Origin of the sequence: Gordonia sp. (in: high G+C Gram-positive bacteria), assembly GCF_047600565.1 — a bacterium.
Classification (GTDB): domain Bacteria; phylum Actinomycetota; class Actinomycetes; order Mycobacteriales; family Mycobacteriaceae; genus Gordonia.
The window spans coordinates 267,905-290,013 of the sequence record NZ_JASGKN010000001.1 but is presented as its reverse complement, the minus strand read 5'-3'; the positions used below and the strand labels follow the sequence as shown (position 1 = coordinate 290,013).

General features: G+C 68.2%; 18 protein-coding genes and 1 riboswitch. Of the genes, 6 read left to right on the top strand and 12 right to left on the bottom strand.

Going from position 1 to position 22,109, the window contains the following annotated elements:
* Nucleotides 1-21: 21 nt before the first annotated feature.
* Nucleotides 22-516 (top strand): putative molybdenum carrier protein, encoded by a 495-nt coding sequence (locus QM774_RS01460; protein WP_414974202.1) that lies wholly within the window; start codon nucleotides 22-24, stop codon nucleotides 514-516.
* Here the strand turns inward: QM774_RS01460 and QM774_RS01455 are convergent.
* The 4 genes from QM774_RS01455 to QM774_RS01440 form a co-directional block, all read right to left on the bottom strand.
* Nucleotides 510-1,721 carry an MFS transporter gene (locus tag QM774_RS01455; protein ID WP_414974201.1) on the bottom strand — a complete coding sequence of 404 codons (1,212 nt, stop codon included), beginning with the start codon at nucleotides 1,719-1,721 and terminating at the stop codon, nucleotides 510-512. The two genes, QM774_RS01460 and QM774_RS01455, sit on opposite strands and share 7 nt — an antisense overlap.
* Entirely contained in the window at nucleotides 1,718-2,941 is a 1,224-nt protein-coding gene (locus QM774_RS01450; protein WP_414974200.1) for an NADP-dependent isocitrate dehydrogenase, read from the bottom strand. Before QM774_RS01450 ends, QM774_RS01455 begins: the two co-directional genes overlap by 4 nt.
* 220 nt (nucleotides 2,942-3,161) lie before the next feature.
* Nucleotides 3,162-4,577: a cutinase family protein gene (locus QM774_RS01445; RefSeq protein WP_414974199.1), complete on the bottom strand. Its 1,416-nt coding sequence runs from the start codon at nucleotides 4,575-4,577 to the stop codon at nucleotides 3,162-3,164.
* A gap of 146 nt (nucleotides 4,578-4,723) precedes the next feature.
* Nucleotides 4,724-6,484 (bottom strand): PE-PPE domain-containing protein, encoded by a 1,761-nt coding sequence (locus tag QM774_RS01440; protein ID WP_414974198.1) that lies wholly within the window; start codon nucleotides 6,482-6,484, stop codon nucleotides 4,724-4,726.
* Between the two features lie 208 nt (nucleotides 6,485-6,692).
* A riboswitch (SAM riboswitch) is annotated at nucleotides 6,693-6,812 on the top strand.
* Nucleotides 6,813-6,875: 63 nt separating this feature from the next.
* Here QM774_RS01440 and QM774_RS01435 point away from each other — a divergent pair.
* Together QM774_RS01435 and metX are read left to right on the top strand one after the other, a co-directional pair.
* Nucleotides 6,876-8,177 carry a bifunctional o-acetylhomoserine/o-acetylserine sulfhydrylase gene (locus tag QM774_RS01435; RefSeq protein WP_414974197.1) on the top strand — a complete coding sequence of 434 codons (1,302 nt, stop codon included), beginning with the start codon at nucleotides 6,876-6,878 and terminating at the stop codon, nucleotides 8,175-8,177.
* Nucleotides 8,174-9,319, top strand: coding sequence for a homoserine O-acetyltransferase MetX (metX, locus tag QM774_RS01430; RefSeq protein WP_414974196.1), 1,146 nt, complete (start codon nucleotides 8,174-8,176; stop codon nucleotides 9,317-9,319). Before QM774_RS01435 ends, metX begins: the two co-directional genes overlap by 4 nt.
* Nucleotides 9,320-9,346: 27 nt before the next feature.
* Here metX and QM774_RS01425 read toward each other — a convergent pair whose 3' ends face one another.
* Nucleotides 9,347-9,670, bottom strand: coding sequence for a DUF3017 domain-containing protein (locus tag QM774_RS01425; protein WP_414974195.1), 324 nt, complete (start codon nucleotides 9,668-9,670; stop codon nucleotides 9,347-9,349).
* Nucleotide 9,671: 1 nt separating this feature from the next.
* Complete coding sequence (locus QM774_RS01420; RefSeq protein ID WP_414974194.1) at nucleotides 9,672-10,547, bottom strand: bifunctional methylenetetrahydrofolate dehydrogenase/methenyltetrahydrofolate cyclohydrolase; 876 nt, start codon at nucleotides 10,545-10,547, stop codon at nucleotides 9,672-9,674.
* Nucleotides 10,548-10,580: 33 nt separating this feature from the next.
* Here QM774_RS01420 and QM774_RS01415 point away from each other — a divergent pair, with 33 nt between their 5' ends.
* A complete protein-coding gene (locus QM774_RS01415; RefSeq protein WP_414974193.1) occupies nucleotides 10,581-11,045 on the top strand; it encodes a tRNA (cytidine(34)-2'-O)-methyltransferase in 465 nt (154 codons plus the stop codon).
* Between the two features lies 1 nt (nucleotide 11,046).
* Here the strand turns inward: QM774_RS01415 and QM774_RS01410 are convergent, their stop codons facing one another.
* From QM774_RS01410 to QM774_RS01385, 6 genes are all read right to left on the bottom strand, one after another.
* A complete protein-coding gene (locus tag QM774_RS01410; RefSeq protein WP_414974192.1) occupies nucleotides 11,047-12,108 on the bottom strand; it encodes a reverse transcriptase family protein in 1,062 nt (353 codons plus the stop codon).
* Between the two features lie 423 nt (nucleotides 12,109-12,531).
* The gene (locus QM774_RS01405; RefSeq protein ID WP_414974191.1) at nucleotides 12,532-12,759 is read right to left on the bottom strand and encodes a DUF167 domain-containing protein; all 228 of its coding nucleotides are present in this window, start codon (nucleotides 12,757-12,759) and stop codon (nucleotides 12,532-12,534) included.
* A 13-nt stretch (nucleotides 12,760-12,772) separates the two neighbouring features.
* Nucleotides 12,773-16,036 (bottom strand): error-prone DNA polymerase, encoded by a 3,264-nt coding sequence (locus QM774_RS01400; protein WP_414974190.1) that lies wholly within the window; start codon nucleotides 16,034-16,036, stop codon nucleotides 12,773-12,775.
* 19 nt (nucleotides 16,037-16,055) lie between these two features.
* A complete protein-coding gene (locus QM774_RS01395) occupies nucleotides 16,056-17,591 on the bottom strand; it encodes a DUF222 domain-containing protein (protein ID WP_414974189.1) in 1,536 nt (511 codons plus the stop codon).
* 303 nt (nucleotides 17,592-17,894) lie between these two features.
* Nucleotides 17,895-18,311, bottom strand: coding sequence for an MmcQ/YjbR family DNA-binding protein (locus QM774_RS01390; RefSeq protein WP_414974188.1), 417 nt, complete (start codon nucleotides 18,309-18,311; stop codon nucleotides 17,895-17,897).
* 4 nt (nucleotides 18,312-18,315) lie between these two features.
* On the bottom strand, nucleotides 18,316-18,858 hold the full coding sequence (locus QM774_RS01385) for a hypothetical protein (protein ID WP_414974187.1): 543 nt from the start codon (nucleotides 18,856-18,858) through the stop codon (nucleotides 18,316-18,318).
* Nucleotides 18,859-19,020: 162 nt separating this feature from the next.
* On the opposite strand from QM774_RS01385, the gene QM774_RS01380 reads away from it, so the two are divergent.
* Nucleotides 19,021-21,030, top strand: a complete 2,010-nt coding sequence (locus tag QM774_RS01380; RefSeq protein ID WP_414974186.1) for an SDR family oxidoreductase — start codon at nucleotides 19,021-19,023, stop codon at nucleotides 21,028-21,030.
* A complete protein-coding gene (locus QM774_RS01375; protein WP_414974185.1) occupies nucleotides 21,027-22,106 on the top strand; it encodes an alanine racemase in 1,080 nt (359 codons plus the stop codon). The genes QM774_RS01380 and QM774_RS01375 overlap by 4 nt, the downstream gene beginning before the upstream one ends.
* Nucleotides 22,107-22,109 lie beyond the last annotated feature (3 nt).

Here is a 22,109-nt window from a genome sequence, read left to right as displayed (position 1 = left end):
ATCGCACACCGTGAGGTGAACATGTCGCGCATCCGGATCGCTCGGATCGTCTCCGGCGGACAGACCGGAGCCGACCGTGCGGCACTCGACGCGGCCATCGACGCCGGCCTCCCCTATGGCGGTTGGTGTCCACTCGGCGGATGGGCCGAGGACTATCCGGTCGCGCCCGGCGTGATCGCCGACTATCCCCACCTCCGCGAGGCAGCGGAACGCCGGCCCGAGGTGAGGACTCGTCTGAACGTCCGTGACAGCCATGCCACGCTCGTCGTACGAACCGATACGGGGTCCCTGTCTGCAGGAACGGATCTGACCGTGCAGTTCGCTGCCGATCTTCGCCGCCCGGTCCTCGTCAGCAGAGGCGATGATCCGGATGAAGTCGTCTCCTGGCTGGACGGCCTACCGGCCGAGCTGACGCTGAATGTCGCAGGACCCCGAGAATCGGAGGCCGCGGGTACCTACGAGGCATGCCGAACGCTTCTGCGGGACGTGCTGCGCACGGTGCCGGCGGTTCACTGAGCCCGCAGCACGGCAGACCTGCGGGCGGCGAGCAGGGTGACACCGAAGACCGCGAGCCCGGCCAGCGGCAGGACCACACCGACCGCGGAGGGCGCGCGATAGCTCATGCCGGCGGCGATGGTGACGCCGCCGAGCCAGGCGCCGAGCGCGTTCGCGACGTTGAGCGCCGAATGGTTGAGGGCGGCGGCCACAGTCTGGGCGTCGTGACTGACGTCCATCAGGCGGGTCTGCAGGCCCGGGATAGCCGTGGAGCCGGTCAGGCCGACGAAGAAGGTGAGAGCCACCGCCAGCCAGCCGATACCGAGCAGCAGGGCGAAGGCGCCGAGGGCGACGGCGGTGGCCGCCATGCCCACGGCGATTCCCAGGTCCACACTGCGGTCGGCGAGACGCCCGCCGACCACGTTGCCTGCCACCATGCCGGCGCCGAACAGCATGAGGGCGATCGGGACCACCCCCTCGGAGATCCCGCCGACCGAGGTGAGGGCGGTGTTCAGATACGTGTAGAAGGCGAACATGCCACCGAACCCGACCAGCCCGACCAGCAGGGTGAGCAGCACCTGGCTGCGGCGCAGCGCGCCCAGTTCGGTGCGCGGATCGGTGGTCTTCATGCCGTGCAGGTCGGGCACGGTGACGATCAGGGCGGCCACGGTGATCACGCCCAGCAACACCACGATCCCCAGCGCCCAGCGCCAGCTGAGTGCCTGCCCGATCCAGGTGGCGGCCGGCACCCCGACCACATTGGCGACCGACAGCCCCATCATCACCTGGCCGACGGCCTGCGCGCGTCGGCCCGGCGCGGCCAGGTGCGCGGCGACCAGCGCGGCGACACCGAAGTAGGCGCCGTGCGGAAGACCGGCGAGGAAACGTGCCGCCATCAGGGTCGGATAGTTCGGGGCGATCACCGACAGGCCGTTGCCGACGGTGAAGGCCACCATCAAGGCGATGAGCAGGGTGCGCCGGGGCACGCGGGCGGCCAGCGCCGCGATGACCGGGGCGCCCACGACCACGCCGAGGGCATACGCCGAGATGAGATGGCCGGCCGTCGGTTCACTGATGTGCAGGTCCGACGCGATGTTCGGCAGCAGGCCCATCGCCACGAACTCGGTGGTACCGATCCCGAAACCGCCCAGGGCCAGCGCCGTGATCACCCAGCCGGCCGGCCACCGCTTGCGCGTCGGAGCGGAGGAGGCCGGACCCCGGGTCACTTCAGGGCGGCCTGCAGGTTCTCGTCCAGGGTGCCGAGGAACTCCTCGGTGGTCTGGTACGGCTGATCGCCGCCGACCAGCAGCGCCAGATCCTTGGTCATCTTGCCGGACTCGACGGTCTTGATGACCACGTCCTCCAGCGTCGAGGCGAACTCGCGCACCGCGGGCGTGTTGTCCAGCTTGCCGCGGTGGTCGAGGCCGCGGGTCCAGGCGAAGATCGACGCGATCGGGTTGGTCGACGTCGGTTTGCCCTGCTGGTGCTGACGGTAGTGGCGGGTCACGGTGCCGTGCGCGGCCTCGGCCTCACAGGTCTGGCCGTCCGGGGTCAGCAGCACCGACGTCATCAGGCCGAGCGAACCGTAGCCCTGGGCGACGGTGTCGGACTGGACGTCGCCGTCGTAGTTCTTGCAGGCCCAGACGTAGCCGCCCTCCCACTTGAGCGAGGAGGCCACCATGTCGTCGATCAGCCGGTGCTCGTAGTGCAGGCCGGCCGCGTCGAACTGGGTCTTGAACTCGTCGTCGAAGACCTGCTGGAAGATGTCCTTGAAGGCGCCGTCGTAGGCCTTCAGGATGGTGTTCTTGGTGGACAGGTACACCGGGTAGTTCTGCTGCAGGCCGTAGTTGAACGACGCCCGCGCGAAGTCCTCGATGGACTTGTTGAAGTTGTACATGCCCATCACGACGCCGCCCTCTTCAGGGATCTGGACGACCTCGTGCTCGATCGGCTCGGAGCCGTCGGACGGGGTGTAGGTGATGGTCACGGTGCCCCCGGAACCGGCGGGGATCTTGAAGTCGGTGGCGCGGTACTGGTCGCCGAAGGCGTGGCGGCCGACGACGACGGGCTTGGTCCAGCCCGGGACCAGGCGCGGAACGTTCGAGATCAGGATCGGGGCGCGGAAGATGGTGCCGCCGAGGATGTTGCGGATGGTGCCGTTGGGCGACCGCCACATCTTCTTCAGGCCGAACTCCTCGACACGGGCCTCGTCCGGGGTGATGGTCGCGCACTTCACGCCGACGCCGTACTTCTGGATGGCGTGGGCCGAATCGATCGTGACCTGGTCGTCGGTGGCGTCGCGGTTCTCGATACCGAGGTCGTAGTAGTCGAGGTCGATGTCCAGGTAGGGATGGATCAGCTTCTCTTTGATGAACGCCCAGATGATCCTGGTCATCTCGTCGCCGTCAAGCTCGACGACTTTGCCTTCGACTTTGATCTTGCCCATATGGCTCGGTGCCCTCCTCGGCTCCGCCGCGCACGGGTGTCGCGCGGCTTTCACGGTTGCCCGGAAGTCGTCGCGGATCAGGCGCGACGGCCCGGTTCAAACGTAGTACGGCCCCGTTCTCGGCGCTGAGCCCGGGTAAACATTACGTCCGTACTGTTTCTTCGAGCATATCCGATCGCCGGTCGACCGGCGCAGCTACGCGCCGGTCGACATCGACTGTTCAGTTGACCTGTGTGTAGCCGGTGACGAAGTCGTAGGCGGCGCCGCCGATTCCGACTCCCACCGAGCCGTTCATGGGGTTCCAGCTGAGGGTGCTCATCGCCTGGGCCGGGGTGGTGTCCGGGGTGATCCCGGAGGCACCGGAGATCCCGGTCTGGAGGTTGACGTTCAGCTGGAACATCGGCTGCGCCTCGCCAGCGGGCGGAGCGACGTTGCCGGTGACGGTCAGCGGCAGCGTGTCACCCGACCAGCCCAGATTGACCGGAGCGGACTCGGCCGGCGGGGTGACCGCCTGCGGGGCCACAGTCGCCGGGGCGACCGGAGCGGCCGGCGCAGCCGGATCGACGACGGCCGGTGCCGCCGGAGCGGTCGCGTCCGGAGCGGTGGCGTCCGGGACCGCCGGAGCGGTCTCCAGCGGCGCCGGATGCGCGTCCCACAGACCCAGGGTCTGCCCCAGGTTGTCGCCCGCGCCGAGCGTGTTGCCGGCGACCCCGAACAGGTTGAAGTTGTACAGCGAGTCGACGACGCCGATCAGATTGTTGACCACGGCCGTCGGCGTGCCGGTCTCCGGCTGCTGTGCAGCACGCTGCTCGATCGCCTGCGCCACGGCGGGATCGGCGGGGACCTCGCAGTCGGCGTAGTACCCGGCGTAGGCCGGATCGCAGTGCCAGGTGCGTCCGTCACCCACCGGCTCGTTCATGCGGGCCGGGTAGTAGCCGTGCTTGGTGAAGTAGCCGACCAGGCCGTCGACCGCCGCGAACGGGCGCAGCAGCGGGTTGGGCAGGTCGCAGATCGGATCGCCCTGCAGGCAGTAGCCGGTCACCGGAACCGAACCGAACCCGCCGGCACGCGGACCGGACATGGTGGCACCGGGCAGCGGGGTGAGACCGGCGAGCGTGTTCTCGATGCCTCCGACACCATCGAGACCCTGACGCCGCGGATCCGAGTACAGCTCACCGCGCAGACCTTCGGCCTTGACCTTCGACCGTCCGTTGCCGGCATCGGAGATCACGTCGCCGGCGATGCGGGCGCCCTGCGAGTAGCCGACGACGGTGACCGGCTTGCCGGGGCACTGCGCCTGGTACCGGGAGACGGCCTTCTCGGTGGCGGCCTTGCCGATCGCCACGTCCTGGTCGTACGGGATGGGTCCGACCGGGAACAGATCGGTCGGGTAGTCGACGTACTCGACCTTGTATCCCTCGTTCGCGTACCGCTTACCGGCCCCCTCGACGCCGCCGGTCGGCAGTCCCTCGTGATTGCGAGGTGCACCTGTTCCCGCCACGATCACCGCGGCGCCCTCACCGCAGCCTGCGGAGGTGTCGCCGCCGGCGAACGCCGCGCCTGGGGGTACTAGTGCGAGCGCGACGACGACCAGCGGCACCGCTTTTTTGGACCTTGAGCTGAGTTTCTTTGCCACACAGGCTATTCCGAGGCAGCCTGGTACATCCGGCAACCGCTGGAACCGCTCTGACTTCAATGTTCAATCTGTGGAAACACGGAATGTGTTTGGCTCCACAGCGCGAAACCTTGCGGTTACCTGTCAGTAGGTTGTGAGTTCGCCCATCAGCCGACCGCGGACTCCAACTGTCCGCCTCCGCCACCGGACACCGAGGCGTCGGGGGCCGACGGCGACTCCGGTGCCACCGGCACCTGCGGAGCGGGCGCCGGCTCGGCGCTGGGCTGCGAGCCGCCGGTGAGCGCGGGCGGGCTGGAGGTCGGCGGCGCGGGAGCGACCGGCGCCGGCACCGGCGAGGACTGCGTGACCGACGGCTGGCCCGACGACGTCTTCGGGGCCGGCGCGTAGCTGAGCTCCGGGCCGCCCGTCGCCGAGGGCGCGGTAGCCGTGGTCGTGGTCGGCGGCGCGTACTCGAGCGTGGCGTCGCCGGACGAGCCGGTGTCGGCAAGGCGCGTCAGCGTCGGCTCGCCGAGCCGGCTGAGCGTCGGCTGATCGAGCGTCAGCGCCGACTTGCCGTTGAACGCCTTCTCGTCGAGTTGCACGCCGGCGCTCACTGCACGGCTGGTGGCCGCGAGATCCAGGGTGAAGCCCCCGTCCTTCGCCGTCGCGTCGTCGCCGGCCGAGGTGCCGAGCGCCGAGACCAGCTGCTTGCTCTCCGTGTCCTTCGGGTCGATCAGCTTCTCGACCGTGGTGACGATCCGCTTGCCCCAGCGGTCGACGAAGACGACCGGCATCTTGACGATCGACAACAGGCTGCCGGCCACCTCTTTCACACCCTCGCCGACGAGGCCGGGGTCGAGGTTCACGACGCCGTTGAGGATGTCGGTGAACATGAAGAGGTCCGGCAGGTAGCCGCCGTAACCGAGTTGGGGCAGCTGCGGAAGCAGATCGAGCACCGGCTTGATCACCGGCTGCAGATCGGACACCGTCACGTTCGGCAGGATGTGGTCGGCGTTCGGGATCATGCTCCAGAAGTCGATCACCGTCCGGTCCGGGAGCCCGACCAGGTGGCGGAAGTCGTTGACAAAACCGTTCCGCAGTTCGGCGATCGTGGACCGGTCCTCGACGAAGCAGTCGTTCGTCTTGCCCTTCGTCGTCTTGTCACAGGTCCACTGCGAGTAGTCCAGACCCATCTGGCTCGGGTACCAGGTGTGGCGGGTGAAGTAGCCGATGAAGCTGTTGATGACACCGGCCGGGTCGTGGACGATGTCCGGCAGATCGCAGATTCCGTCGCCGGAGCGGCAGTACTCGTTGACGGCGACGTCGCCGAAGCCGCCGTCTCGTTTGCCGTTCATCGTCAGACCGGGGATCACGCCGAGGAACGCGACCTCGATACCGCGGCCGGTCTTGTCGCCGTCGCGTCGCGGATCGGACCACAGTTCACCGGAGACGTCGTCGTGGTCGAGGCCGAGGTCGTCGCGGCCGGTGCCGATGTCGGAGAGGACGTCGCCGGCGATGCGCGCGCCCTGCGAGTAGCCGATGACGACGATCTTCTTGTCGCCGTCCTTATTGCACTCCGCGTTGTAGGCCGCGATCTGCTTCTTGGTCTCGGCGATGCCTTGACGCACGTCCTCGTCGTATCCCGGGGAGCCGAGCGGCCACAGCGTCGTCTTGTATTCAATCTTGACGACGTCGTAGCCGTTGCCGCGATAGCGCTGCTCGGCCCCGGTCATGCCGGCACCGCCGGGATCGTTGGTTCCCGGCACGCTGAACACCGCACCGCTCTTGGAGCAATCGAACGCCGACGCCGTACCGTTGCCGACTCCACTGAGCAGGCCGGCACTGCCGACGAGAGCTGCGGCGGCCAGAACGACCGTCCCCTTACGAACGCTGCTGTTGCGCAGCACTGACATGCCGATCGTGCGCATGTGTACATCTCCCCGGGCTGGGAGGAGGTCCCCGACGGACTTCCTTACTAGGCAGTAAGTATGACCCCTGTCACGTTCTTTGTCCGCTAGTTGCGCAAATCATATCTCCGCGTGTCGCGGATCGGCTTCGCGGACGCCGACCAGGGTTTTGCTCACGCCGGGTTTGCTCTTTTCCTGCGCCTGACCCGGTGGGATATTCTTCAAGGCAGGTCAAGAGTGTCAGCGCCAAGCCCCGGCTCGCTGACCGGCAACCCTCCAACCGCGGTGGGGTGCTCCGGGTGATGACCTGGCCACAGCCGCCCCTGGCAGACTGAGGCAAGCGCGGGTCCGATGGTCGGACCCAGAAGAACCGGACCGTTGTCCGGCCGACCGAGAGAAAGCGATGACGTCCATGACTGACGCCAGCAAGTGGAGCTTCGAAACCCTGCAGGTGCACGCCGGCCAGACGGTCGACTCCGACACCGGCGCCCGGGCCCTCCCGATCTACCAGACCACCTCGTTCGTCTTCGACGACACCGACCACGCGGCGGCCCGCTTCGCCCTGTCGGATCCGGGCAACATCTACACCCGCATCACCAACCCGACGCAGGACGCCGTCGAGCAGCGTCTCGCCGCCCTCGAAGGCGGTGTCGCGGCACTGCTGCTCGCCTCGGGCCAGGCCGCGACCACCTACGCGATCCAGAACATCGTCGAAGCCGGCCAGAGCGTGGTGGCCAGCCCCCGCATCTACGGCGGCACCTACAACCTGTTCCAGCACACGCTGCCCAAGTTCGGCATCGAGGTGATCTTCGTCGAGGATCCCGACGACCTGGACTCGTGGCGCAAGGCCATCAAGCCGAACACCCGCGCGGTCTTCGGTGAGACCATCTCCAACCCGCACAACCAGGTCCTCGACATCGAGGGCGTCGCGGGCGTCGCCCACGAGAACAACCTGCCGCTGATCGTCGACAACACCGTCGCGACCCCGTACCTGCTGAACCCGCTCAAGCACGGCGCCGACGTCGTCGTGCACTCGGCCACCAAGTACATCGGCGGCCACGGCACCTCCATCGGCGGCGTGCTCATCGACGGCGGCAGCTTCGACTGGACCCAGCAGCGTGACGGCGAGTCGCTGTTCCAGGGCTTCACCACCCCGGACCCCAGCTACGGCGGTCTGGTGATCGCCGACCTGGGCGCCCCCGCCTACGCCCTCAAGGCACGCATCCAGCTGCTCCGCGACACCGGCGCCGCCATCTCGCCGTTCAACGCCTTCCTGCTGGCCCAGGGCATCGAGACCCTCAGCCTGCGCGTCGAACGCCACGTGGCGAACGCCCAGAAGGTGGCCGACTACCTGGAGAAGCACCCGCAGGTGACCTCGGTGTCGTACGCCGGCCTGCAGTCGTCGCCGTACTACGAGATCGGCCAGAAGCTGCTGCCGAAGGGCCAGGGCGCGGTGATCGGTTTCGAGATCGACGGTGGCGCCGAGGCGGGCAAGAAGTTCGTCGACGCCCTCACCCTGCACAGTCTGGTCGCCAACATCGGTGACGTCCGTTCGCTGGTGATCCATCCGGCCTCCACCACACACAGCCAGCTCAACGAATCCGAGCTGGCGGCCGCCGGTGTCACCCCCGGCCTGGTGCGCCTGGCCGTCGGTATCGAGAACATCGACGACATCCTCGCCGACCTCGACCAGGGCTTCGCCGCAGCCAAGTGAGCAAGCCCGCCGGAGACACGATCGTCGGCCCCGACTGGACCTCCGGTCCGGACGGGGCCGAGATCGCCGTCCCCATCGGCGACCTCGAGCTCGAATCAGGTGAACGGCTCGAAGACGTCACCGTCACCTTCCAGCGCTGGGGAACCCCCACCGCCGATCGAGACAATCTCGTCCTCGCACTGCACGCCCTGACCGGCAACTCGCACGTCACCGGCCCGCCGCAGGGCAAGTACGTGATGGCCGGCTGGTGGGACGGGCTGGTCGGCCCGGGCTGCGTCGTCGACACCGACGAGTGGTGTGTGCTCGCCCCCAACTCGATCGGCGGCTGCTACGGCTCCACCGGTCCGGCCAGTGAGGCTCCTGACGGCAAGCCGTGGGGTTCCCGATTCCCGCGCCTCACCGTGCGCGACACCGTCGACGCCGAAGCCCGCGCGTTCGAGAAGCTCGGCATCACCCGGTTCGCCGCGGTGGCCGGCGGTTCGATGGGCGGCGCCCGCGTCCTGGAGTGGATGGTGTCGTACCCGGACCGCGTCGGCGCGGCGCTCGTGCTGGCCGTGGGCGCCCGGGCGTCGGCCGATCAGATCGGCACCCAGACCACGCAGATCGCGGCCATCACGTCCGATCCGCGCTGGCAGAACGGCGACTACTACGGCACCGGCCAGGCCCCGATGGACGGCATGGGCATCGCCCGCCGTATCGCGCACCTGTCGTACCGCAGCGACGCCGAACTGGATGCCCGCTTCCAGAACCTCCCCCAGGGCGACGAGGATCCGCTGACCGACGGGCGCTATTCGGTGCAGAGCTACCTCGAGTATCAGGCCGAAAAGCTGCAGAAGCGCTTCGACCCGGGCGCCTACGTGGCCCTCACCCATGTCCTGAACAGCCACGACGTCGGCCGCGGACGCGGTGGCGTCACCACGGCACTCAACGGCTGCCCGGTACCCACGGTCGTCGGCGGCATCGACTCCGACCGCCTCTACCCGCTGTACCAGCAGGCCGAACTGGCGGCCGACCTCGGCAACTGCGTCGGCGGACTGCAGGTGGTGCATTCGGCGGCCGGTCACGACGGCTTCCTCACCGAGAAGGAGCCGATCGGCGAACTGCTGCGGCAGACGCTGGACCTGGCCCGCCGCAACTCCTGAGAGCGGCTCCGGGAACGGCCTGCGCGGCTACAGGTGGTCGCCGGTGCCCAGCGAGTCGATCGAGGTCGACAACCAGATCACGAGCATGCCGAGTCCGGCCATCGTGGTGACGTCGAACGCCCGGCTGCGGACGGCGAGCAGTCCGACCCGTTCGGCCGGCATCACCGCGCGGAAGATCGCGCCCAGGATGAGGGCTGATCCGAACACGAACGTGCCGCGGCGCCAGCGATCCATCAGAACCAGGATCGCGGCCACGGCGACGACCGCGAGCACCACGAAGTACGGGATCTGCCGGATGATCCGGAACCGTCTCCGTGCCCGCGTGATGCGTTCGACGTCGTAGCCGGCCATGTCAGAGCCCGACTGTTTCCTGCTGGGCGGCGAGCTCGGCCTCGGCCCGCTCGACGACGTTCACCAGCAGGAAGGCGCGGGTCAGCGGACCCACGCCGCCCGGGTTCGGCGAGACCGCGCCGGCCACCTCCCAGACTCCCGGATCGACGTCGCCGGCCAGCCCGTCTTCGGTGCGGCTGACGCCCACATCGATGACGGTGGCACCCGGCTTCACCATGTCGGGCGTGATCAGGTGCGCGACGCCGGCGGCGGCGATCACGATGTCGGCGCGCTTGACCTCGGCGGCCAGGTCGCGGGTGCCGGTGTGGCAGAGGGTGACCGTCGCGTTCTCGCTGCGTCGTGTCAGCAGCAGACCGATCGGGCGGCCGATGGTGACGCCGCGGCCCACGACCACCACGTGGGCACCGTCGATCGGAATGTCGTAACGGCGCAGCAGGTGGATCACACCGCGCGGCGTGCAGGGCAGCGTGGAGTCCTTGCCGAGGACCAGCCGGCCCAGGTTGATCGGGTGCAGGCCGTCGGCGTCCTTCTCCGGCGCGATCCGCTCGAGGGCGGCGTTCTCGTCGAGATGCTTGGGCAGCGGCAGCTGCACGATGTAGCCGGTGCAGGCGGGGTCGGCGTTGAGTTCGTCGATCGCCGCGTTCAGCTCATCGGTGGTGATGTCGGCCGGCAGATCCTTGCGGATGGATGCGACACCGATCTTGGCGCAGTCGCCGTGCTTGCCTTTGACGTAGGAGTGCGAGCCGGGATCGTCGCCCACCAGGATCGTGCCCAGTCCGGGGGTGATCCCGTTCTCGCGGAGCCGGTCCACCCGGACCTTGAGGTCGTCGAAGATCTCGTCGCGGGTGGTCTTGCCGTCCAGTCGTGTCGCCGTCACGCTGCCATTCTTCCACGCCGTAAGGTCGAGGCCGTGTTCCGGATCGTCTACTACCAGCCGTGCATCCCGCCGAATACCGGTAATGCGATCCGCATCGCCGCCAATACCGGCTGCGAGCTGCATTTGATCGAGCCGCTCGGGTTCACCATGACCGACACCCAGGTGAAACGGGCCGGCCTCGACTACCACGAGATGGCGAACGTGACGGTGCACCCGGATCTGGAGACCGCGTGGACGGTTCTGGCACCGGAACGGGTGTTCGCGTTCACCGCACACGCCACCCGCTTCTACACCGATGTCGACTACCGGCCCGGCGACGTGCTGTTGTTCGGTCCCGAACCCACCGGGCTGCCCGACGAGGTTCTGTCCGACACGCACATCACCGACCAGTTGCGTATCCCGATGCTGCCGGACCGTCGCTCCATGAATCTGGCGAACGCCACCAGCGTCGCCCTCTACGAGGCGTGGCGGCAGAACGGCTTCGACGGCGCGGTCTGAGTCAGCCCCAGTCGACGCGGCCGGCCATCGCGAGGAGCCGTGCCCGACGTTCCGGCGACCCGGTCGACACCCATTCGATGCGGCCGTACACGTGGGCGCGGAAATCGGGCAGTCCGGCACGGTTCTGCGCTTCACCACCGGTCCGGGCGGCGTTGTGCAGCAGCGCTTTGAGGGCGTCGAAGTCGTGGCGACTCGCCCGCACCCCCTCGTTGACGACGAGGCCTCCCAGTCGTTGCCGCTGATGGTCGTACATCACCTGGGTCTTGTCGGGGTGGACCACGAAGCCCTCGCTCGCCACCACCCGGCCGATGAACCAGCGCAGTGCGCCCACATCGACCTCGTCACCGGAGAAGGCCAGGTCGTCGGCGTACCGGGTGTAGGTCAGGTGGTGTGCGGCCGCGTATCCGGCGATCCGGAAGTCCAGGCGGCGCAGGACCAGGTTCAGCAGCGCCGGTGATGGAGGCGCACCCTGTGGCAGGTGCCGTTCCCGCAGGAGCGCGGCGTGCAGCGGGGTGAGGCCCGTCCTGTCGGCGACCGCCACCACCGTGGTGCACAGACCGGCCAGATAGGTCGCCACCGGCGGCGGATAGCCGATCGCACCGAACACCGCTTTCACCCGCGGATAGGTCACATGCTCGAAGCAGTGCCGGAGGTCTTCACGGACGAGGACACGACGTCCGGTGTGCGGCTGCGCGAAGTCGATCACCGAATGCCCGCGGACGAATCCGTGTGCCGCCGGGTGGGGTGGCACCGCGATCAGGATGTGGTCGAGGATCGTGCGCTGAATCGTGGCGAGTCGTTCCTTCGGCGCCTCGATGATCCGTACCCCGCCACCGCGTTTGGCGATCCGCGCCACCCGGTAGTGCCGAAGCCGGGGCGCCGCCCGCACCGACCAGCGGCCGCGCGCCGCGAACCAGTCCAGTTCTTCGAGACTCAGGTTCAGCCACGCCGCCAGGGCGGCCACGTCGTCGATCGTGGGAACACCGAACCGGGGACGGCCGGTCGGCGGTTGGGGTGACCACACTCGGGTGGGCGCCGGCAGGGCGGCCACCAGTCCGGTCATGTCCTCCGGATCGGGATGTGAGGAGATCGGGATGTGAGGAGAAGGCCGCGAGGAGGACGGTGGTGACCTCCTCGGCGTCGACCGGATCGATGACGGTGACGAGCGCACCGTTCACTTCGGTCCGCTCCCACGGCACCTCGGCGACCGTCCGGACCATTCGTGCGATGGTGGCCGGGCTGAAACGCGCCGGCGGCGACAGTCCGGCTCCGGTCACGTGTCCCTTTCGGTCGGTGGCGGACGGTGCGACCACGACTTGTCGTCTTCGGCGCGCAGTGCAGCACACGAAGTGTGCCCGGCTGCGCGCGACGCGATGCCGAACCGTTCATGTACCCAGGGGTAGCCCCTGAGACGGATCCTCGATCCCTCTCGCACCGTCCGCCTCCGGCCGATTCTGCCGGACCGGCGCCGGTGCCGCAGCCGACCTCAGCCGATCCGGAACCGCTTGTGCCGGCTGGTGGCTCCGCCGACCAGTTCGACCGTCGACTTGGGTACGCCGAAGTGCTTGGCGAGCAGGAGACCGACGGCCTTGTTGGCTTTGCCTTCGGTCGCCGGTTCGCGCACGTAGACGGTGAGCACACCGTCGTCGCCGTGATCGACCAGTGGGCCCTTCTTGCTGTTGGGCTTCACCAGCACCGTCACCGTCTCGGTCATGACCGCCAGTCTGTCAGCACCAGTCCCGCGATCGTGTGCCGACGCGGAGGTCGAGTCGCTGCAGACGGTCGGCGACGACGGTCACCGCGCCTTCCGCGTTCTGCACTTTTCCGCGGATCAGCAGTGCCGACGCGGTCTGGGCGAGTTTTCGGTACCGCGACCACAGTCCCACCGAGCAGACGACGTTCACCATCCCGGTCTCGTCTTCGAGGTTCACGAAGGTGACGCCGGACGCGGTGGCCGGGCGTTGACGATGGGTGACCGCTCCCCCGACCGTCACGCGGGTCCCGTCGGGCACCGACAGCAGCCGGTCGGCGGGGGTCACCCCCATCGCGTCCAGGCGGGGACGCAGGTACTGCGTCGGGTAGGTGTGCGGGGTGATGCCCGTCGACATGGCGTCGACCGCCGCCAGTTCCACCTCGCTCATCCCGGGCAGTGCCGGCGCCCCGCGCGGGGACACTGCCTCCAACTGGTCTTCGCGCAGGCCGGCTGCCGCCCCCGCCTCCCACAACGCCGACCGCCGATCGAGCCCGAGTGATCCGAACGCGCCCGCGGTGGCGAGTGCCTCCAGTTGGGTGCCGGTCAGCTCGGCTCGCCGCGACAGGTCGGTGACGCCGGCGTACGGTCCGCGCCGTTCCCGATCGTCGACGATTCGCTGCGCACCGGCCTCGCCCAGGCCTTTGATCGCGCCCAGACCGATTCGCACCTCGAGTCCCGCGTTCTCCAGGTTCGCGTGCACCAGCGAGGAGTTGATGTCCGGGTGGTGCACCACCACCCCGTGCCGGCGCGCGTCGGCCACCAGGGACTGCGGGGAGTAGAAGCCCATCGGCTGCGCCCGCAGCAGTGCCGCGCAGAACGCCGCCGGATGATGCAGCTTGAACCAGGCCGAATAGAACACCAGTGACGCGAAGCTCTGTGAATGGCTTTCCGGGAAACCGAAGTTGGCGAAGGCCGCCATCTTCTCGTAGACCCGATCGGCCATGTCGCCGGTGATGCCGTGGGTGGCGGCCATCCCTTCGTAGAAGCGGGCCCGGAGACGCTCCATCTTCTCCGGCGATCGTTTGGATCCCATGGCCCGCCGCAACTGGTCGGCCTCCGCGGTGTCGAATCCGGCGACGTCGACGGCCAGCTGCATGAGCTGTTCCTGGAACAGCGGAATGCCCAGAGTGCGGCCGAGCGCATTCTCCATCGACGAATGCTCGACGTCCGAATCCTCGTGCCCGTTGCGGCGGCGGATGTACGGGTGCACCGATCCTCCCTGGATCGGTCCGGGACGGATCAGCGCCACCTCCACCACCAGGTCGTAGAATTTCTGCGGTTTGAGCCTCGGCAGCGTCGCCATCTGTGCCCGCGACTCCACCTGGAACACGCCCACCGAGTCGGCGCGGCACAGCATGTCGTAGACGGCCTGTTCGGACAGGTCCAGGGTCGCCAGGTCGACGTCGAGGCCCTTGTGCTGCGCCACCAGGTCGATCGCGTAGTGCAGCGCCGAGAGCATGCCGAGGCCCAGCAGATCGAACTTGACCAGGCCCACGGACGCACAGTCGTCCTTGTCCCATTGCAGGACGCTGCGGCCCTCCATCCGCGCCCATTCGGTCGGGCAGACGTCGGCGATCGGCCGGTCGCAGATCACCATGCCCCCGGAGTGGATACCCAGATGGCGGGGCAGGGAGGCGATCTCGGCGGCCATGGCACGGACGTCGTCGGGCGCCGAATCGGGCACTTTGCTCCACGCGTCCTGCTGACCGGGGTCGTAGCCGAGGGCCCGCGCGGAGTCGCGGATCGCCGACCGTCCCCGGTAGGTGATGACGTTGGCGACCTGCGCACTGAACTCACGGCCGTGCCGGCTGTAGACGTATTGGATCGCCTCCTCCCGGCGGTCGGATTCGATGTCGACGTCGATGTCCGGCGGTCCGTCCCGTTCCGGGGCGAGGAACCGTTCGAAGAGCAGGTGGTTGGCGATCGGGTCGACGTTGGTGACGCCGAGGGCGTAACAGACCGCCGAGTTCGCCGCGCTCCCCCGGCCCTGACACAGGATGTCGTTCTTCTTGCAGAACCTGACGATGTCGTGGACCACCAGGAAGTAGCCGGGGAAGGTGAGCGTCTCGATGACGTTCAGCTCGTGCTCGATCTGCCGGTAGGCATCCGGTCGCTCTTCGCGGGTGCCGTAGCGCCGGCGTGCCCCCTCCTCGGTCAGGTGCCGCAGCCAGCTCGCCTCGGTGTGCCCGTCGGGGACGTCGAACGGCGGAAGGTTCGGGGCGATCAGTTCCAGGGAGAACGCGCAGTCGGCGGCGATGCCGGCGGCGTTCTCGACGGCGTCGCGGTGCGCCGGCAGCAGACGCACCATCTCGTCGCCGCTGCGCAGATGGGAGCCCCCGATGCCGGGCAGCCAGCCGGCGATGGTGTCGATGTCGGTGCGGGCCCGTATCGCGGCGACGGCCTGGGCCAGGCGACGGCGATGCGGTCCGGAGAAGTGGGCGCCGGTGGTCGCGACCGCCGGCAGCGAGAACTCGGCGGCCAGACCGGCCAGGATCGCATTGCGTTCGTCGTCGCCGGATCCGCCGTCGGCGGTCAGTTCGACGATCACCGTCTCCCGGCCGAACCGCTGCACCAGATCGCCGAGTGCGGCCCGCGCCGCGGTGATGCCGCCGCGGGCCAGCGCCCGGCGCACCACCCCTTTGCGGCAGCCGGTGAGGATCAGCCAGTGCCCGGCCGCCGACGAGGTGAGCAGATCGTGGTCGTAGCGCAGCAGCCCTTTGGCGCCGCCGCTCATGTGCGCGTCGGCGATCACCCGGGACAGTCGCCGGTAGCCTTCGGCGTCTTTGGCGAGGACCAGCAGATGTTCGCCGGGAGGGTCCACGGAACCGGCTCTGGCCGAGTCTCGCTGGAGGGAGAGTTCGGCACCGAAGACGGTAGGCAGGCCGTATTCGCGGGCCGCTTCAGCAAACCGCACCACCCCGTAGAAGCCGTCGTGGTCGGTGAGTGCGAGCGCCGTCAGGCCCAGGCGGCGCGCTTCGGTCACCATCTCCTCGGGCAGTGAGGCGCCGTCGAGAAAGCTGTAGGCGCTGTGCGCATGGAGTTCGGCGTAGTCGATGGACGATGCCACCGGCTGCACATCCTCCGGCTGGAAGGCTCCCCGCTTGCGCGACCAGGCCGGCGAATCCCCGCCGTCACCACCCGGCAGATAGGGCCTGGCGAGTTCCCTGGGCGTGGGCGGCCGGCCGGAGAGCACCCGCTCCATCTCCGACCAGTTCAGCGGCCCGTTATGCCAACCCATGATTCAGTGCCAACCCATCTCAGAACGGTGGTGGTCCGTCGTCGGCGAATGCCGTGCGAGTCGCCGGCTCATCGGTTCGCTCGTTGAGCTGGTTCGTCCGCTCGTTGAGCCTGTCGAAGCGAGCTCGCCGGTTCTGAGCGCGCAGCTGCATCCGGTAGGCGTGTTTGGCCTCCGTGCGAGTACGGGCGCGGGTGGGTTCGACTCCTTTCGACCCTTCGACCGCGTGTCGGAGCAAGCTCCGCCACGCATGCTCAGGGCACCGCACGCTCAAGGAGCGGGGCTGAACGCTCCTTGAGCCTGTCGAAAGGAGATCCTGGGGTGGTCCATGCCTACAGGGAATCAACCCCAAACCAGGCAACAGCCAGGTGTTGGCTGCCCGGGTTCGGGTGGTGAATCCTTCTGGGGTGGTGATTTCGGTCCAGATCTGGCCGTGGGCGTCGATGACCTGGTCGTCGAGGAATCCGTCGGCGAAGGTTTTGATCTGGTGGTGGAAGACGCATTTGGGGTTGAGGTTGCACCAACACGTCGCACCACCCGCATCAGGGTTCTGGTGGTTGTATTCGGTGACGTGATCGAGCTGGCACCGTGAGGCGGGGCGTGAACAACCCGGCCAGGTGCAGGTTCCGAACAAACCGCGCACCACCGTGTCCAGCAGGGCGGTCGGCCGGTACGGATCTGCCGCCTGAGCAGTGTGATCAGCGAGCCGCGTCAGGTCGAGGGGCCGCACGACGGTGCCGGGCGTCGACGCGATGTCGCGGACGTGGTCGGCGGAGATGGTTCCGTGCCCGTCGAGGTGCCCGGGTGTGTCCCCGCCCTCAAGCGTGGATCCGTCGGTGATGACGTTCACGACGATCCGGGAACCGGGTCCAGTGCCGTCCCCGGTCAACAAGTCGAAGGCGGCATCGGCGCGGCGGCGCCCACTACTGCGGGTGTCAGTCTCGTCGGTCTTCTGGGATGCGGCGGTGATCGCGGCGTCCATGACCGCAACACGTTCTGCGGTATCGGTGATTTCCAGAACCGCCATCCCTCCGCGGATCGGGTAGCTCACCACTCCGGCCGACTTCTTGGCCGCTTCGCGTTCGGCGCGGGCTGCTTCGGCATCAACGTCCGCGACGATCCGGCGGGCGAGATCAGCCACGGCAGTCACGGTGCGCACACCGGAGGCAGTGATGTCGTCGGCGATCCGATGATCGATCTGCACCATCAAGGCCGTGTCGATCACGGCGGTGGTCTCGAACACCACCGCAGAGAACGCCCGGGGACTCAAGACCCCGTCTCGCAACAACACGCCGGTGTGTGGGAGGCGATGGCGCAGCGCTTCGCCCTCGGTCACCAGTTTCTCGGCCAGATACGTGCTGACCGCCAAGGTGGTGGCAATACTGGTGGCCAGCTTCGTACGCGGGTCACATAAACGGGTGAACTCGACCGAATCCTCCGCGGTTGCCGGATCAACAGGGGCTCGTCGTTCGAGGAGGTCGGCAACCGCGTTCAGGCGCCGCCACACCAGATACGACTCACCCGCACACGCCGCCACGAGCTGATTGATCGCCGCCACGTCAGCGTCATGATCGGACAGCCCGTCCGGTACAGGCCCTAAACCCAGGGGTGTGAGGTCGGCATCGCGCCAGCGTTTCGGGCTTCGTGAGTGCTTGCGTCGACTCATGCCCACACCCCCTTTTCGTTGACTAGAACATGTGTTCGACTGCCTTCTAGTTTACGCAGGCCTACGACAATTTCCAGCCCGGCCGGGGAGGGGATTACTCCAACGTTTCAGCCGGAACTTTGGAGGGTATTGAGGGAACCGGGGAGTCCTGCGACAGGACGCTCCCACAGACTCGATTCAGAGCGTCGGACCGCCCTACGTCAGCCCCTGTTCCTGCAGCCACTGCGCACCGCGACGCGTCGATGCTCGCGACAGCCACGCGTCGGCGACGACCTCGGCGAGTTCGTCCCGGCCGATCTCACCCAACCGGGAGGCACGCACCAGCACGGACGGGTGGCCATCGAAGTGCGACGTGGTGAAGTACGGCGACGCCGGATCGGAGACCAGGGCGGCTTTCGTCTCATCGGATTCGACCCAGAACACGATCACGTCGTCGTACTTCTCTCCTGACACAGGATCACAGGCATCTGGTCGCGGAGTGCGGAAGAAGACGAACGACTTCCCACCCACCTGGTAGACGGGGTTGCCCTGCCCACCGTGGACGACGGTCACATGCGGCATCGCGGCGGCCAGTTCGTGGACGTCGTCGACCGTCGCGGCCCGGAACGTCATGTGCTCAGAAGCGTTTCCGCGGCATGGTGTCCGACAAGGCCGGCAGACCGAGGATTCCATCGCTCGTCCAGCCGGACAGATAGTGCGGATTCAGCGTCTTCAAGGCCGCGGAGTTCACCGTGTAGGTGGTCGACGAACCGTTCTCGACCACGTTCACGGGCACCCTGACCTGACCGTTCGGACCGTCGACGAGAGCCTGCGAGGTCTTGCCGTTCATGGGCTGACGTCCATAACTCAACTGGATGCCGGGAGACGAGTCGGAGGCACCGCTCCGCAAGACCACGCCTTCGGTGTAGTAGCGCCAACCGATCTCCTGCGGCGGCCGGATCCCGCGATGGGCGATGGTCACGCGCAGATGACCGGCAGCCGCGTCGACGTCGACGGTCGCGCGGACCGAGTCCAGGTACGGCAGCGTGTAGTCGTTGCGCGGTTCGGTGATCGTCGCGCGGGTCGCGGCGGCGGCCGGACCGGATCCCACGGCGATCGCCACGACGGCGGCGCCGGCCCCGGCGGTGAGAAGCAGTTTCCGCATACGGTTCGGTGACATCGAAGGTCCTTCCGTTTCGTGTTCCCCGACCCTGCAGACGCCACCAGGCTACTCGTCTCCGATCACGAAAACAGCTGTTCACCAGGCACGACATACCTCATAAAGCGCACCGACCGCACGTATCGCACCCGCCAGTAGGGACATCTGTGAGAATCTGTCGCAATGACCACGACCTACTTCGTGACCGGCGCGACCGGCTTCATCGGTCGCCGCGTCCTGGAACGCCTTCTCGCCGACGACGACAACCGGGTGATCGCCCTGGTGCGGTCGGCCTCCCTGCCCGCGTTCGCCGGGCTGCTCGAGGACATCGGCCATGCCGACTCCGGTGCGGTGCGCACGGTCGTCGGCGACCTGACCGAGGACGGGCTGGGACTCCTTTCGACAGGCTCAAGGAGCGGAGAGCCGGCAGACTCAAGGAGCGGAGAGTCGGCAGACTCGAGGAGCGGAGAGGCGACAGACGCGGAGAGCGGGGAGCGTATCGATCACGTCGTCCACCTCGGCGCGATCTACGACCTCACCGTCGGCGACGCGCAGCAGCGCGGCCCCAACGTCGACGGGACCCGCCGTGTCGCCGAGTTCGCCGCCGCCCACGACGCGATGATGCATCACGTGTCGTCGATCGCCGTGGCCGGTGACTTCGACGGGGTGTTCACCGAGAACGATTTCGATCGCGGCCAGGGCTTCCCCACCGCCTATCACCAGACCAAGTTCGAGGCGGAGAAGGCGGTGCGCGAGACACCGGGGCTCCGCTGGCGCGTGTACCGGCCGTCGGCGGTCGTGGGCGATTCGGCGACCGGGGAGATGGACAAGCTCGACGGCCCGTACTTCTTCTTCGGCCTGCTGTCGGAGTTCCGGAAGCTGCCGTCGTTCCTGCGGCTGCCGATGCCCGACCTGGGGCGGGTGAACATGGTGCCGGTCGACTTCGTCGCCGACGCACTGGTCGCGCTCGCCGTCCATCGGCCCGAGGTGAGCGATCTGGTGTTCCATCTGTCCGACCCGGTCCACCGCACCACCACCGACCTGTTCAATGCGCTCGCCCCGGCGTACGGGGCCCCGCGCGGCTTCGATGCGGTGCCGAGCGCCCTCGTGCGGCCTCTGGTCGACGCGACCGGACACGGCCCGGTCCGTTACGGCCGGGACCTCATCGTGGAACAGCTGGGCATTCCGCCGGTGATGCTCGACGTGGTGTCGCTGCCGGTCGACTTCCGCGCCGACACCACCACCCGGGTGCTGGGTTCGCTGGGCGTGACGCTGCCCGACTTCGACGGCTACGTACCGCGGCTGTGGACGTATTGGCGGGAGCACCTGAACCCGGCCCGGTACCGCCGCCGCGACCCGCGCGGGCCGCTGGTCGGAAAGAACATCGTGATCACCGGCGGATCGTCGGGCATCGGCAAGGCGACCGCCCGCATGTGTGTGGAGCGCGGCGCGAACGTCATGCTGGTGGCCCGCGACGCCGAGAAACTGGCCGAGACCGTCGACGAGCTCTCCGGTGAGACGCCCAAGGACGGGTTGCCACTCGGGGCCGCATACGCCTATCCCGCCGATCTCGCCGACGAGTCGGCCGCACAGACGCTGGTCAAGGCGATCATCGCCGAACACGACCACATCGACGTTCTGGTCAACAACGCCGGCCGTTCCATCCGCCGCGCCACCGTCAACTCCGTCGACCGCGCCCACGACTATCGGCGTGTGATGGCCATCAACTACTTCGGGGCGGTCGACCTCACGCTGGCCGTGCTGCCGCACATGATCGAGCGGCAGTGCGGGCACATCGTGAACGTGTCGTCGATGGCGGTCCAGTCGCGCGGCGCCCGGTTCGCCGCGTACACCGCGTCGAAGGCGGCACTGGAGGCGTTCGCCGATGTGACGGCCGCCGAAACCCTGTCCGATCACGTCACCTTCAGCAATGTGCGGCTGCCGCTGGTGCGGACCCCGATGATCGCGCCGACCGGCGGCTACAACCGGGCCAGCGGCGTCTGGAGCGCCGACAAGGCCGCGAGCCGGGTGCTGCGGGCGATCGTCAAGCGCCCGCACCGGGTGAGCACCGCGCTCGGCGACATCGCCGAACTGGGCCACCGTTTCACCCCGCGACTGACCACCCGCGCCGTGCACCAGGAGTATCTGCTGTTCGGCGAATCGGCGGCATCGCTGGGAACATCGAAGGCGTGACCGACACCCCGTATCTCCGCGTCGACGACGATGTCCTGCGCGACAACATCGACAGGATGAGCGATTGGGCGGCCGAGCAGGGGCTTCTGCTGCGTCCGCACGCCAAGACGCACAAGTGCGTGCAGGTCGCGCAGCGGCAGATCGATGCGGGGGCGATCGGGCTGACGGTGGCGACGGTCGGCGAGGCGGAGGCGTTCGCCAACGCCGGTTTCACCGATCTGTTTCTCGCCTACCCGCTGTGGCCGTCGCCGGAGAAGGCGCAGCGACTGCGGCTCCTCAGCTCTCACACGAGCCTGCGGGTGGGCGTGGACTCGGCCGAGTCGGCCCGGGCGCTGGCCGCCGGACTGGGCCGCGGCGCCGGTGCGATCGAGACGGTGGTGGAGGTGGATTCGGGTATGCGGAGGTCCGGGGTGGCACCCGAACGCGCGGGTGCGGTGGCGTCTGCTGCGGCGGACGCCGGCCTGAACGTGGTGGGCGTGTTCACCTTTCCCGGTCACGGCTACGGTCCCGGGTCGGCGCGACGTGACGCCGCCGGGGCGGAGGCGCACGCGTTGGCCGAGGCGGCCGAGGCGCTGCGCTACGCCGGCATCGTGCCGCATGTGATCAGCGGTGGTTCGACGCCGACCGTCGAGTTCGCCGACCCTGGTGTGCTCACCGAGATCCGGCCCGGCGTCTACCCGTTCAACGACGCCCAGCAGGTGGAGCTCGGCTCGTGCGGCGTCGACGACGTCTCGCTGGCGGCGATCGCCACCGTCGTCAGTGTGGCCGCCGACGGTGACGGCGAGCGGATCGTGCTGGATTCGGGGAGCAAGACACTGGGTGCGGACCGTCCCGCCTGGACCACCGGGTTCGGCCGGCTCCCCGATTTCCCGGACGCCAGGATCGTGTCGTTGTCCGAACATCATGCCGTCGTGGAGAACCCCGTCGGTGCGGCCGGGCTGCCCGGTCGGGGTGAGCAGGTCCGGGTGATCCCGAACCACGTCTGTTCGGCGGTGAATCTCGCGGACGAACTGGTCGCCGCCACCGCGACCGGCTTCGAACGCTGGCCGCTGATCGCCCGCGGCGCCAACAGCTAAGCG

Excerpts from the sequence above, each read along its gene's own strand:
- QM774_RS01385 (WP_414974187.1), bottom strand. The coding sequence starts at position 18,858 with ATGTCACCGAACCGTATGCGGAAACTGCTTCTCACCGCCGGGGCCGGC.
- QM774_RS01405 (WP_414974191.1), bottom strand. The coding sequence starts at position 12,759 with ATGACCGAGACGGTGACGGTGCTGGTGAAGCCCAACAGCAAGAAGGGC.
- QM774_RS01440 (WP_414974198.1), bottom strand. The coding sequence starts at position 6,484 with ATGCGCACGATCGGCATGTCAGTGCTGCGCAACAGCAGCGTTCGTAAG.
- QM774_RS01435 (WP_414974197.1), top strand. The coding sequence starts at position 6,876 with ATGACTGACGCCAGCAAGTGGAGCTTCGAAACCCTGCAGGTGCACGCC.
- QM774_RS01450 (WP_414974200.1), bottom strand. The coding sequence starts at position 2,941 with ATGGGCAAGATCAAAGTCGAAGGCAAAGTCGTCGAGCTTGACGGCGAC.
- QM774_RS01400 (WP_414974190.1), bottom strand. The coding sequence starts at position 16,036 with ATGGGTTGGCATAACGGGCCGCTGAACTGGTCGGAGATGGAGCGGGTG.
- QM774_RS01390 (WP_414974188.1), bottom strand. The coding sequence starts at position 18,311 with ATGACGTTCCGGGCCGCGACGGTCGACGACGTCCACGAACTGGCCGCC.
- QM774_RS01425 (WP_414974195.1), bottom strand. The coding sequence starts at position 9,670 with ATGGCCGGCTACGACGTCGAACGCATCACGCGGGCACGGAGACGGTTC.
- QM774_RS01410 (WP_414974192.1), bottom strand. The coding sequence starts at position 12,108 with ATGACCGGACTGGTGGCCGCCCTGCCGGCGCCCACCCGAGTGTGGTCA.
- QM774_RS01380 (WP_414974186.1), top strand. The coding sequence starts at position 19,021 with ATGACCACGACCTACTTCGTGACCGGCGCGACCGGCTTCATCGGTCGC.
- QM774_RS01460 (WP_414974202.1), top strand. The coding sequence starts at position 22 with ATGTCGCGCATCCGGATCGCTCGGATCGTCTCCGGCGGACAGACCGGA.